Origin of the sequence: Pelomonas nitida, assembly GCF_043555975.1 — a bacterium.
GTDB lineage: Bacteria > Pseudomonadota > Gammaproteobacteria > Burkholderiales > Burkholderiaceae_C > Pelomonas > Pelomonas nitida.
The window spans coordinates 60,026-72,697 of the sequence record NZ_JBIGIA010000021.1; the positions used below are offsets into that span (position 1 = coordinate 60,026).

At 62.5% G+C, this 12,672-nt stretch carries 13 protein-coding genes; 9 read left to right on the top strand and 4 right to left on the bottom strand.

Going from position 1 to position 12,672, the window contains the following annotated elements; genetic code table 11:
* The first annotated feature begins 27 nt into the window (after nt 1–27).
* The 8 genes from ACG00X_RS21355 (at nt 28) to ACG00X_RS21390 (ending at nt 10,157) form a co-directional block, all read left to right on the top strand.
* Nucleotides 28–1,920: a coiled-coil domain-containing protein gene (locus ACG00X_RS21355; RefSeq protein ID WP_394491329.1), complete on the top strand. Its 1,893-nt coding sequence runs from the start codon at nt 28–30 to the stop codon at nt 1,918–1,920.
* A 43-nt stretch (nt 1,921–1,963) separates the two neighbouring features.
* Nucleotides 1,964–2,809: a Hachiman antiphage defense system protein HamA gene (locus ACG00X_RS21360; protein WP_394491331.1), complete on the top strand. Its 846-nt coding sequence runs from the start codon at nt 1,964–1,966 to the stop codon at nt 2,807–2,809.
* Nucleotides 2,799–4,823: a DEAD/DEAH box helicase gene (locus ACG00X_RS21365; RefSeq protein ID WP_394491333.1), complete on the top strand. Its 2,025-nt coding sequence runs from the start codon at nt 2,799–2,801 to the stop codon at nt 4,821–4,823. Before ACG00X_RS21360 ends, ACG00X_RS21365 begins: the two co-directional genes overlap by 11 nt.
* Nucleotides 4,720–5,874, top strand: a complete 1,155-nt coding sequence (locus tag ACG00X_RS21370; RefSeq protein WP_394491335.1) for a hypothetical protein — start codon at nt 4,720–4,722, stop codon at nt 5,872–5,874. The genes ACG00X_RS21365 and ACG00X_RS21370 overlap by 104 nt, the downstream gene beginning before the upstream one ends.
* Nucleotides 5,871–6,602, top strand: coding sequence for an HNH endonuclease (locus ACG00X_RS21375; protein ID WP_394491337.1), 732 nt, complete (start codon nt 5,871–5,873; stop codon nt 6,600–6,602). Before ACG00X_RS21370 ends, ACG00X_RS21375 begins: the two co-directional genes overlap by 4 nt.
* Complete coding sequence (locus tag ACG00X_RS21380) at nt 6,599–7,429, top strand: TIGR02391 family protein (RefSeq protein ID WP_394491339.1); 831 nt, start codon at nt 6,599–6,601, stop codon at nt 7,427–7,429. Before ACG00X_RS21375 ends, ACG00X_RS21380 begins: the two co-directional genes overlap by 4 nt.
* Before the next feature lie 692 nt (nt 7,430–8,121).
* The gene (locus ACG00X_RS21385) at nt 8,122–8,706 is read left to right on the top strand and encodes a hypothetical protein (protein WP_394491341.1); all 585 of its coding nucleotides are present in this window, start codon (nt 8,122–8,124) and stop codon (nt 8,704–8,706) included.
* Nucleotides 8,707–9,119: 413 nt separating this feature from the next.
* Nucleotides 9,120–10,157, top strand: coding sequence for a hypothetical protein (locus ACG00X_RS21390; protein ID WP_394491343.1), 1,038 nt, complete (start codon nt 9,120–9,122; stop codon nt 10,155–10,157).
* 85 nt (nt 10,158–10,242) lie between these two features.
* Here the strand turns inward: ACG00X_RS21390 and ACG00X_RS21395 are convergent, their stop codons facing one another.
* Complete coding sequence (locus ACG00X_RS21395; RefSeq protein WP_394491345.1) at nt 10,243–10,491, bottom strand: hypothetical protein; 249 nt, start codon at nt 10,489–10,491, stop codon at nt 10,243–10,245.
* 55 nt (nt 10,492–10,546) lie between these two features.
* On the bottom strand, nt 10,547–11,362 hold the full coding sequence (locus ACG00X_RS21400; RefSeq protein WP_394491347.1) for a hypothetical protein: 816 nt from the start codon (nt 11,360–11,362) through the stop codon (nt 10,547–10,549).
* A 198-nt stretch (nt 11,363–11,560) separates the two neighbouring features.
* Between ACG00X_RS21400 and ACG00X_RS21405 the strand changes: the two genes are divergently transcribed.
* Complete coding sequence (locus tag ACG00X_RS21405; protein WP_394491349.1) at nt 11,561–11,815, top strand: hypothetical protein; 255 nt, start codon at nt 11,561–11,563, stop codon at nt 11,813–11,815.
* Nucleotides 11,816–12,110: 295 nt separating this feature from the next.
* Here ACG00X_RS21405 and ACG00X_RS21410 read toward each other — a convergent pair whose 3' ends face one another.
* Together ACG00X_RS21410 and ACG00X_RS21415 are read right to left on the bottom strand one after the other, a co-directional pair.
* Entirely contained in the window at nt 12,111–12,476 is a 366-nt protein-coding gene (locus tag ACG00X_RS21410; RefSeq protein ID WP_394491351.1) for a hypothetical protein, read from the bottom strand.
* Nucleotides 12,473–12,672, bottom strand: a 200-nt coding sequence (locus tag ACG00X_RS21415; protein WP_394491353.1) for a hypothetical protein, incomplete at its 5' end; no start/stop codon positions are given. The genes ACG00X_RS21415 and ACG00X_RS21410, both read right to left, overlap by 4 nt.

Below are 12,672 nucleotides of genomic sequence, written 5' to 3' on the forward strand. Positions count from 1 at the left end.
CTACTGGAATCTCGCGAGCCCCTAGTGGTGACGCGCACCATTCCGCTCAAGCAGGGTCTGAACATCGTCTGGGCCAAGGAGTCCAGCACAGTTGCGCGCCCAGGCTTGCGAAATGCAGGTCACGGCGTCGGAAAGACATCGCTATGCCTTCTATTGCGCCACATCCTTGGTGACGACACATCAGCCGTGGGTGCTCTGAGGGAAAAGGCAGTGAGCGGCTTTCCCAAAGGCGGCGTTGCCGCAAAGGTCCACCTCGACAACTCGACATGGCTTGTGTTTCGCCCCTACGGCGCATACGGGCACTCCCTGGCGGCAGAGGTGGATAGCTTGGAGGAACTGCTGGCGCCTGGCGTAGCAAACCAGTTCCAGGCTTATCTGACATCGTTGGAAGCCTTCTCGATTGGTCGCCTGACCTCGCAGTCCTTGCCTGGCAGCAACCAACCCTTGAAGTGGAAGCACTTGCTTGCCTGGTGCATCCGCGACCAACGCAAGCGCTTCGATGGCTTCTACAGCTGGCGAGACGGCGAGGGACTCGGATTCACTCGACCAAGGCGCGAACCTCCAGTATTCGTCAGTTCCGTCCTTGGCCTGCTCGATGCCGACATGGACGACCTCATTCGTGCGGTTGAGGCCAAGCAGGTGGAGGTTGAGCGCACTGAGGCCCGACTGCCCGATTTGGAGCGCGAGCCGGGTCTCCTGTTGAGCGGAGCGCTTCGGGAGATGCGACTCCGCGTCGGTGCCAACGAGGATGAGCCCGTATTTCAGAACACCGCCTGCGACTCTATCGAGTCCCGCGTGGCTGAAATGCTGGATGCCGCCCTGTCATTGGAGGCCGGTCTGGAGAAGCAGGTCGACGCAGCAGAAGACAGGGTCATCGAAGCACTGAATCAGTTGAAGGAATTCAAACGTCGAGTTGAGCTGGCAGAGGCCGATTTCGGCATCGCAAAGTCTCGAGTGACCCAGAACTTGCCCGAACTGGAAAGGTTCATCAAGCTTCGCGAGACCCTCCAAAACCCCTCAGGCCGGTGTGACATTGGCGGTATCGAGATTTCAGCGTGCGAGCACGTACTGCAGCGACGCGCAAAGCCGGAGCTCAACCTGATTCGCGACGAACGAGAGGTCAAGCAAACCGCGGCAAATCTCGCTGCGCAAGTGAGGTCCTGCGAGCAGGAGCTTGAGGCTGCGAAATCCTCAGTCAATCTACAAGAGCAGCAACTCTCGAATCAACGCGTAGAAGTGCGTCGTCTGCGGATTCGCATCGCGACCAGTGAAGCGTCTCGAGTGACATTGAAGCAGGCGTGGGATGTGCTGAAGCTCAGGCAGGAGCAACGTGACAAGGGCCTGGACAATGCCGAGCTCGCCAGGGCACAAGAGCAACTGGCCGTGAGCAAGAGGGACCTGAATGGCCTCAAAGCCAAGCTTGAGGCGAGGAAGTCTCAGACGTCCAAGCGCACCAAGGACCTGACGGCTCTGACGCGGTCGATTGGCGAGCGGATGCTGGGCGCATCCGGCCACGTGAGATTCATGCCAGGCAACGAGGTCAAGCCGTTCGAAATAGCCAAGGGCGGCGAGGCCTATCAGGTTCTGGAAGTGCTGCTCGGGGATGTTGTCTGCCTCATCGACTCAGCGACGTCTGATAGGAATCACCACCCAGGATTCCTGGTTCATGACTGTCCGCGCGAGGCAGACATGAGTGAGCTGCTCTACCGCAACTTTTTCATGACTTCTGCAGAGGCGGCAGACCAGTTGGCGGGGACAGGCGGCACGCCCATTCAGTTCATCGTGACGACGACGTCAGCACCTCCGCCCGAGCTTCGCAGTAAGACGCATGTGGTGCTTGAGCTTGAGCCGGGCGTTGATGAAAAGTTGCTGTTCAAACGGGAGCTGATGCCCTCGCTGCCAGGGTTGGAGCCGGCATGAGTCGCTATGGTCGAACGCCCGACCCTGTCGCCGGATTGAAGGCATGGCATCTACGAAGCTCGTCAGGCCCACGTCGATGACTTCACCTGCTTACCTTCATCATCTAAAACAGGGTGAATCACTGTTGCTGAGTGGCGGCGTCACATGTGAAATGTGGGAGCTCAATGTCCCCAACGATGCGACGTGTCTGAGCGAATGGTCGAGCCGATTCCGCCAAACCTACTGTCCTGATAGCGACATCGACATCCTTCGCTCGGGCACTGGCAAGTCGCGAGCCGAATACTTGCTGGACCTCGTCTTCCCGGATAAGACCGTAGCACCCGGTCCTGGTGTTCGGTCAGGTGATTTTGCGGAGCTGCTGGTTTCGGACTACGTTGAGTTCATCCTCGGCTACTGGGTGCCGCGCGGCAAGTACGGCGAAAAGGGAAGCCGCAACGAATCGGTCAAGGGCGTCGACATCGTCGGCTTCAAGTGTCCCGATGCTGGACACCCGAAAGCGACTGACGAGATGTTGACTTTTGAAGCAAAGGCTCAGCTCGGCGACGGTAAGTACAAGAGCCGTCTCCAGGACGCGGTCGACGACTCGGGAAAAGACTACCTGCGCGCCGGCGAGACACTGGCTGCGATGAAGCGCCGTATGCACATCGCGGGAGACTTTGCGTCCATGCAGGTCGTGGAGCGATTTCAGAACGTCGCCGACCGACCCTTTCGTTTTCTTTCAGGAGCGGCAGCAATTCTTTCCGACTCGGCGTTCGATGCCGACGGCATCAAGGGAACCAAAATCGCCGGGCACAACAACGCAGGCAATTTGAGGCTGATTACCGTCAAGGGCAAAGACCTGATGACGCTGGCCCACGCTTTGTACCAGCGAGCGGCTGATGAAGCCTGAGTTCAACAGCCGCCGGTACTTCGGCATCACTCGGTCCAAGGGGAAGATGTACGAGCTTGGGCTGCCTGAAGAGTCTCACATCGCAGTGCCAGATGGTGTTGAACCTGCCGCCCTGTTCCCCCTGTCTATCGGCACGCTAGTGGATGCGTCGGCAACGCTCAATGATGCGGACGACGTCCAGGGTGGCTTGGCCGACGAGTTACGAGACGACATCGACTTTGCGGCGAGTTTTTTCGATGCCTACCTGGGCTCGCGGTTCGACACAGAAGTCTCGCGGGAGGTCACGTTGCTTGCATCCGCCAGCTACTTCTTGGGCCAGCGCCCGGGGAGCAGCCTCGTGCTCGCCCGTCGACTTCAGGCGGACGAGGCTGATGCCCTTGAGCAGTTGTTGGTCTGGGCATTGCAGGCCGACTGGCGCGGACCGCCCAACCTGGCCGCGCACTGGATGATTGGGCTGCTCTACGAGTTGTCTTTTCACATGATTGGTCACTTCAACGATGGCGCTCCAATCGAGCCAATCGTTGGGCTGCTGCGGGAACTTCGTCGTCAAACCTACGCCAGCGGTACCTCACGGGCCGTCGTTCTCGCAGAGGTCGCATCGGCGGTGGTCAAGCTGCGCTTGGCTGGGTCAGCTTGGACACTCTTACCCGGGTTCAGCGGGTTGGGTGGTGCCGCCTGGGCGGACGCGATACGGCGCCCAGGCTTCCCCAAGGAACTCTGGCCATCTCAGAAGCTGCTTGGCAAGGCCGGCCTCTTTGCTGGGAAGTCGGGTGTAGTTCAGATGCCAACAAGCGCGGGCAAGACGCGCTCGGTCGAAATCATTCTCCGCAGTGCGTTCCTGGCTGACCGGTCACGTGTCGCTGTGCTCGTCGCCCCGTTTCGCGCTCTGTGTCATGAGATTGCCACCTCGCTTCGCCACGCGTTCAAGGACGAAGACGTCAAGGTCAACGAGCTTTCTGACGCTCTGCAACTGGACTTTGTCGACCAGTTGGCAGAGTTGTTCGGGCAGGCAACCCCAGCAACCCGCCACCTGATGGTGTTGACGCCGGAAAAGCTGCTGTATGTGCTCAGGCAGGAACCGACCTTGGTTCCGCACATCGGAATGGTGGTCTACGACGAGGGGCATCAGTTCGACACCGGACCACGTGGCATCACCTATGAACTGCTGCTGACGGAAATCAAGGCGCTGCTAAGTCCATCAGCGCAGACCGTGCTCATCTCAGCAGTCATCAAGAACGCCAACGCGGTCGGCACGTGGCTCATTGGCACCGAACCGAACGTCGTCGACGGTACGGGCCTGTTGTCCACAGCCCGGTCGGTTGCGTTCGCGACATGGAGCGAGCGGCTCGGGCAGCTCTTGTTTTTCGAGAATGGCAGCTACGTTCGGCCGGACTACTTCGTTCCGCGGAGCATCGAGTCCCAGGAACTGCAGCTTCGGGGAAGAGAGCGAAATCCACGCGTCTTCCCGGCGAAAGGTGACGATGCATGGAAGGACGTGTCGCTCTACCTCGGGATTCGGTTGGCCCCAAATGGTGCAGTAGCCATATTTTGTGGTCGGAAGGACACCGCCAGCGGCTTGGCAGCGCGCGCAGTGGATGTGTACGAGCGCGGTTTCAACTTGCCTGTGCCTGCAGTAGCTTCAGACGCCAACGAGATTCAACGCCTAAGACGTCTGGCCGCGCAGCACTTCGGCGAAAACTCGATGGTCGCCAAGGCTGCTGAGCTCGGTGTGTTCGTCCACCACGGGACAACGCCCCAAGGACTGCGCCTGTCCATTGAGCATGCGATGCAGTGCGAGCTCATCAAGCTGGTGATTTGCACGTCGACCTTGGCTCAAGGCGTCAACTTGCCGATTGACGAACTTCCCGTTCATCGCGCTGGAGCTGTCACAGCAGTGCACCGAAGAGCAGGTGGCCGATGTCTTCGTGCGCATCAACAGCGAGGGCAAGAAGCTCAACCAGTCCGACTTCATCCTGACGCTGATGTCGGTCTTCTGGGACGACGGCCGTACTGAGCTGGAGAAGTTCTGCCGTGCGGCGCGCCAGCCGGCGCCGGCCGGTCAGGCGAGCCCCTTCAATCAGATTTTCCAGCCCGACCCCGACCATCTGCTGCGCGTCGACGTCGGCGTGGCCTTCCGGCGGGCCAGGCTGGAGCACGTTTACTCGCTGCTGCGCGGCAAGGACCTGGCCAGCGGCGAGGTCAGCCTTGCGCAGCGCAACAGCCAGTTCGACAAGCTGCGCGATGCCCAGGGGCGCGTGCTGAACCTGACCTACTGGGCGGACTTCCTGAACGTGGTGCGCGCCGCAGGCTACCGCAGTGCCAAGACCATCAGTTCGGTGAACGCCTTGGTGTTCGCCTACCAGCTGTACCTGCTGGGCCGCACCGAGTACGACGTCGAAGGGTTCAAGCTGCGCAACGCCATCGCGCGCTGGCTGTTCATGTCGCTGTTGACTGGCCGGTTCACGTCCTCGCCAGAATCACGCATGGAGCAAGACCTGGCCGAGCTGCGGGAGCTGAAGACTGCCGACCAGTTCCTCGCGAGGCTGGCGACCGTGGAGTCCGGGACGCTGACGGACGACTACTGGACCAAGACGCTGCCGATGGACCTAGCGACGTCGGCGGGCCGCAGCCCGGCGCTGTTCGGCTTCTACGCGGCGCAGACGCTGCTGGGTGCCCAGGCCCTTTTCTCACAGAGCCCTGTGGTGGACCTGCTGGACCCGCCGGCACAAGGCCAGAGGAAGGCGCTGGAGCGGCATCACCTGTTCCCGAAGCAGTACCTGAAGAAGCAGGGCATCGAGAGCGTCCGCGACATCAACCAGATTGCCAACTACGCGCTGGTGGAGTGGGACGACAACATCGCCATCTCTGACGCACCGCCCGCAAACTACTGGGGCAAGTACGCAGAGCGATTCGACCAGGCCACGCTGGCGACGATGATGCAGTGGCACGCGCTGCCAGACCAGTGGTGGACGATGAGCTACGACCAGTTCCTGGCGGCCAGGCGCCCGCTCATCGCCAGCGTGATTCGCCATGGCTACCAGAAGCTGGCTGGAACGCCGGTATGACACCGCTCGACCGTCTGCGCATCGAGAAGGCTGCCGCCGACTGCGGATTCGAAATGACGCCGCTCGAGCATGACGGCGGCCTGGAACTGCGCTCGGCGCGGTTTCCGGAGACGCTACTCGTGCAGCCGACCGGGTCGTCGACCCTGACGGTCAGTGCATCCAGTGCGGGCCTGCTCGATTCGGTCGACGGCGCCGACATCGCGAGGGTGGACGGCTTCGGCGCGCTATATGACGTCCTGCGTACGGCCGCCGCGCATGCCAGGACGCTGCCGAACCGGGTGGCCGATGCCTTCCGGCGTGAAACTGCCGGCATGCCCCGGTCCACCGAGGCAGAGCGCGTCGTGGTCCAGCGCGTGGGCCAGAACTTGTTCCGGGCGGCTCTGTTGGATTACTGGCAAGGCCGATGCTGCGTGACCGGGCTCGCCCTGCCAGAGCTGCTGCGGGCCTCGCACATCAAACCCTGGGCGGCCTGCGAGAGCGACAACGAGCGGCTGGACGTGTTCAACGGGCTGCTGCTGGCTCCCCATGTAGATGCCTTGTTCGACGGTGGATGGATATCCTTTTCGGACGAAGGCATGGTTCTGATATCCGAGGGGCTGCCATCGGATGCCGCTGCACGATTGAGCGTCCGGACCGATTGGGCAGTCGGCAATCTCCGCAAGGAGCACCGACGGTACCTTGCACACCACCGGCAGCATGAGCTTCGAGGGAAGGAGGCCCGAGATTGAGCGTCATCGAGCCGTTCTCTTCGCAGCAGATTGAGGCCGTCTCGCGCGTACTGGCCGATACGAACGATGGTCTGACAGGGTCGGAGATTGCCTTCATCCTCGGCGACGCAGGCATTCCCGATGTGGACGCCGCCAATACCAAGTGGAAGCGGCTCCACAACGCAATTGCCTCGATACAGAACGACAAGCGCGTGGGCAACCACCTGTTGATGGTGGTGACGCGCGCCATGGACCCGATTCGATACACCAACCGCCCCGAGGACTTCCGGCGCAGACGGCAGGCACTCAACGCTGTGCTCGTCCTCGCTGGCTACGAGTTGCGTGATGACGGAAAGCTCATCCGGGTGGCGGCCGCCCGTACGGTGGACGAGGCTGTCGCCCGGGCAAATCGGTTGTCGGCGGCGCTTGTCGCGCGGGGTGTTCATTCGGACGTGCTGCTGTACTGTCGGGCAGAGTTGCTCGACCAGAACTATTTCCACGCTGTCTTCGAGGCAACGAAGAGCATCGCGTCCAAGATTCGAACGCTGTCGGGACTCGACGGCGATGGTGCTGATTTGATTCAGCGTGCATTCGGCGCGAGCAAGGACGCCCAACCCCTTCTGGCCATCAACAGCCTGGCCACTGAGACAGAACGAGGCGAACAGCGCGGCTTCGTCAACTTGCTGGTCGGCGTGTTTGGCACGGTGCGCAACCCACTCGCGCACAGTCCGAAGACGGAGTGGCCCATGAACGAGCAGGACGCCTTGGACATCTTGACCCTGGTCTCACTTGTCCATCGCAAACTCGACCGGGCAAGTCCAACCGCTGTGCCACCAGACAGGGAATAGCCATTGGGGTCGAAACGGCGCCGGCACGAAATTGTCCATATCAGCTGCTTCGGCACGAACTGAAGACTCTTCAGTCCGCCCCGATGAAATTCTTTTGAGCCCTCTCGATTTCTGCACATTCAGTCGCGTTTGGCGCGCCCTCCCGCTTGCGTCGCGGGCCTGAACGCGGATACATTGGCTACCGTCGCAACGACAAGTTGATGCCTGAGTCTCAGTCAGGCACCAAGCGAGCATCGCTCGTAGCTCCAGGCCCAGCGCTCTGTTGAGCACCGCAGCGAAAGCTGCCTTCCCCCCATGTGGAAGTACCGGACGCAGTGACCTTCGAGGTCGCTCGCGCGGCGCCATGCGTCCCGGTTCTTTCACAATCTGCACGCAGCACATCCGCCGGCATCCCCGCTCGCACCGGACCCGGAGGCTCTGCTGTAACCGTTCTCTCGTACGGTCAACACGAGCGGCGGGCATGGCCCCGCAGGAAATGGTCTCGAGGCGCCGAAAGGCCTCGGCAGGCGAATTCACCTGCATCCATCGAGGCGCACCGCCTCCCACAAACCTCCTGGGCTCCTCGCCCCGACCTGCCTCCGGCCGCTGTCCGCGGCCGGCCTGCAGCGCAGCGTCCTGGAGTCCAGCCGACTACATCGCAGCCAGTCCTCGAACTGGCTGCCCCAGGCCACACGGCCAGAAGGAACATCACCATGAAGAGCGAAACCTCGAACCCCCGAGCCAACGCCATCCGCTGGAGCGCCAACAAGCGCAGTTTCACCATCGACCTGCTCCCAGGCATGAATCTGGTCGCCGTCAAGGCCATGTCCCAGAGGGCCCTAGACCAAGCCGACGCGCAGCGCGCGGAACGCCGGACGGCGGCAATGGCCCTGGCCAGTGTTCGGCATTGCCCCGTGCTCGTGATGGCGTTGGTCGCCCGCTCCATCCAGCGCGACGACAACCTCGACCAGATGTGCCAGCTCATCGGCCTGCGCTACGGTCAGTTGCGCTTGCTGGTGCAGGGCAGCCGCGACGTCGCACGGCAATCCCCTGAGTTCTACCGAGCCTGCGCCACCTATCTGTCCTGCAGCACCTTGAGCATCGAGCTCCTGGCCGGACGCGTGGAGCGCGAAGACCTAGTGTCACCCGGCAATCCAGATGACCAGCACTGGCAATCGGCCCGCAAGACGGCGGATGACGTCGTTGTGCGGGCATTGCAGGTACTCGCTGATGCGAACAGTCGCCTGCCGGCGCCCAAGGTGTCCAGGGTGCCCGAGTGGCTACGGGAGGCAAACTGACCACTGACCAACACTGCTGCTACGTTGGTCGGTTGACCCAGTTCAGGTGGGCTTTGATTGCCACCAGTGACGGCTGCCGCCACAATAAATGCACACCGTCTCAGCCCGATTCTGCGGCTGAGACGGGCAAGCCCCGGAGAGTACTGCGGGCGAGCAAACGACCGAGGCGCCCGGCCTTGGTGGGGCAACCCCCAAGCGTGACCACCGGCAGCACCGACTGTCGGTCGCGAGAACGCATTCCCATCCCAGCGTCACGACACCGACCCTAGCCTTCCTCTTGGGGGCGGGCGTCACCTCGAGTCACACGAGCCTACCGCCGAATACGCAAAGGCCCGTTGTGCTGGGATTCCAGTTGACTGGTCCATGACGGCCCGCGCAGTCGCGTGCCACCGGACCGACGAGAGAACAACGCCATGAACGACATTCACCACGCCACTCACCAACAGAGCTGCGTGCTGCCCCGCACCACGGGAGCCGCTTACCCTACGAGCATCCGCATCCTTCACGACTTGGGGCTCTTCGAAGCCACCACGTCGGAAGCCGCTTGGCCGGCCCTTGAGCAGTGGGCGACGATGAACGAGACTATGGAGGAGAGCCGATTCGAGTCCATCGGCGGCAGTCCGATGAGGACCCTCCGGCACGAGGTCCATCTTCCAGATGCACAAGCGGCCGCCAAGCTACAGAGGACAGTCCCTCTGGAAGACCTGTCACTGATAGTGCAGGAGGACGAGCAGCTCACCGAGACGCTGCCGGACCGTCGCGTGACGCTGGTCGGACCCTGTCAATGCACGGCCAAGGAGTTGACCAGGCGAACGTCTGCACTCATCGTCGCGGCAGCGCACTTCGGTGGTCGGTATGAGGGCTATCAGGAGGTCTGGGACCTCACGGTGGGCGATGCACCGGGGGTCGTGCGGACCAACCTGGCGAAATGGCCGGCAGTTTCGGCGGCGGCTCAAGCAGCGGCACCGCGACACCTGAAAGCCAGAACGGAATGCATGCAGGATGCAATGCTCGTGCGAGCGCTGCTGGCGCCCTGGACCATCTCCTGGAAGGACAACGACTCGCTGAGCATGCTGCTGGCACAGAACCCGGTGACTCGAATCGGCGCAGACCGTGAAGTCGAGGTCGAGCTCACGCCCGACGCACCATGTGTCGACCACCTGGCGTGGATGCTGAATCAAGTGCCTGACCTGCACGTGGCGGCCGAGTCGCTGGGGCGCGCCGAGCGCTACACCGGGCGCCGGCTACCGGGTGGGCTCATCGAGCGGATGGTGCCACCCACTGAAGAACGCCAAGCCGTGCTTGAGCGCTTGGGTGCCCTTCGCGAGTCACTGCAGATGATGGTCGAGAGCGTTGAGGCGGCGCGGGACGCCGTGCGTGCAACGCTCCCCCGCGTCCGGCTATCGGCGGCAAAGGCGAAGCTCGGCAAGGGCAAGAAGAGCCGCGGATAGCCGTTCCAACCGTCAGCGCCGTTCCGTACAGCAGACGCGGTTAAGCGCGCGACGGGCTGACCACCACATAAGGCCACCGCTCTGCTCAGCGGTGGTCCTGCTTGGCGGATGTGTCTGCGCCAGGCTGCACCTGCTCGTCCGACTCGTCCACCGGGTCGGGAGCGAGCAGCATGTCCTGCGCAAGCAGCGCCGCAAGCCGTTCCTCGGGGGAGTCCCCCTCAGCCCATGCGCGGGCGGCCTCCTGAAGTCGGGCATTGTGGTCCCCGACGGTGGTCGGCGCGGGTTTACCGTCTGCAGAGAGAGCTGCAAAGGCGTCGCGCTCCTTGGCTGTCAAGCGGATGGTGTCTTTGTGTCGAAGCACGGGCGATGTCCTCAGCAAGCCCGTCCGGTCAGCGGAGCGCCCAGTTCTGAAGCAGGTCTTGCGTGTTCGCCTGTACGTCGAACTGCTTGTGGAACTTGCGGAGTTCATTGCCTCGCAGGAACTCCCTGCGCACATCCAATTTGGGGACGGCAGGGTCGACGACCACCTCGCCCTCAAAGGCAAACAGGCCCAATACAGCCGCTTTGCGAATGGTCGCCGTGAGGAAACCCGGAATCTCCTTCTTGGATTGGCAATTCAGCGTGGCGAAGCGCATGGGCTCTGTCATGTCCCGCGTCCAGGAGAAGCCGTCCTCGAAGTGCTCGATGCCAGTCGACACGCCACGATAGACCGTGAAGGTCTCAGGGAGGCTGTCGTACAGCGCGTTCATGTCCTCGTCATTGCTGGACGAGAGACGCAGCAGGGTATGCCGGTCTGCCGCCTGGAACATCTCCCGAACCTGCGCTGTCGTGAGGACCACGCAGGCCATCATGCCGCGCGCGCCCGATTGCCACGCGACCGACAGCACCGCAGCCCAGACCTTGCTAGATATCCGCCCAGCTTTGTATTCGGCCCACATGTACATCGCGTACTCGAAGGTCAGGACGATGTTGAACTTCTTCCACTCGAAGTAGGTGTTGAGGTACATGCTGAAGAAGTTCTCGACCTCTTCATCCCGCGCATAGGGAGCCAGGTTGCGCTCAAAGATTTCCAGCGCGTTGCCGTAGAGCGGTCGCGCCGGGTCGGCGATGCGCGCCAGCCAAGTGTCGGTCTCGATGGTCTCGGTCGTGTTCCGCAGGCGGCCGGTCTCCCGGTCGACGAGCGTTGCGCGGTAGGTGAATTTCAATGTCTGCTCCGTCGTGTTGTTCAGCGACGTGCAGGCCTGGTGATGTCAAGAGGGAGAGCCCATGCACACACCGGGCGCAACTACCTCGCCTCGTCGTTGCTATCGGCATCGAGTTGAACGACTTGAGGGGTGGGCGAGTCGTCGACGAAGCGCTCCTTCGTGTACCCAGTCGTACGGTACCGGCACGTGCAGCCGGACATGGAGACCTTCGCCGAGCTGGCCTGGCCGCGCTACTGCATCCTGTCCGGGCTGCGCAAGGCTTGCCAAGCCTTCCTTGCCGAACCCGAAGTCCTGGCCGCCGAGCGCGAGTTGGCGGCGTACTGGACGGGCTACTCGGAGGTCCGACGAACCCCGGGTGCAGAGCGCAAGGGCTCCGCGGAGGGATGGGCGCACTTGTTGGACGACTGCATTGAGCGCGTCGCGCCGACGGCCAAGGGCCGGCGTCTTCGATGAAATCCCGCGGGCGCGAGCCTGCTTCAGGCCTCGCCGGCTGCTACACTTGTTGTCACACAGGCCGGTGTGACAACGCTGCTAAGTCCTTGAAATTACTGGAACTCTTGGGTGGCCAATGGTCTCCCATCAGCCACCCCAAGTAATACGAAATCCCCTATGAAGACTAGTTCTCATAGGGGATTTTTCTTTGGCGCTTTGTAGTCGCCATGTCGCGTGGGCGGCCCGTTGAGCCGCGCTCAACGCGCAGCCGTCCCGCCAGCATCGTTATCGGAGCCGGCGGGGCACGTGTCGTGATTTAGGCGGCCACCCGAACGTCGTTCCAGGGCTGGTGCGCCGCGTAGGGTGACGACGGCGCTGGTGGGCGCGATGCGGTGACTTGTGCTGCTAGCGCGCTGGTGGCGTGCGGGGGGCTCTGGGGCTGAGTGGGCGGTGTGTCGAACGCGGCAGCCAGGCGGCGCCCGAACATCGGGTCGGCCGCAATGGCCATGATGAGGTTGCCGCGATCGTCACAGGCATTGATCTGACCCGCGAGCCGGTCGAAGGACCAGTGGCTGATGCTGTTGGCGCGCGAAGGGCGGCGATCCGCTTCGCTGACCGGTGTTTCGATGGGCGCTGCGATGGAGCCCGCACCGCAAGCGTGGTGTGTTTCGTGGGCGGTCACAGCACAGTCCTGCGAACGTCGATTTCCGTGTCCTTCCAGGCCTCCGTCTCGTTCGGGGCGACCGGTGTCTGGCGGCGCGGCAGGGTGTTCCAGAGGTTGAGCGGCCGGAAGGCGACACGCAAGGTGTTGACGCCAGTCTGGCGCTCGCGGTGGTCATCGGCCGGGGGGGGCGGCTTCTGCATGCTGACTCCTTTGT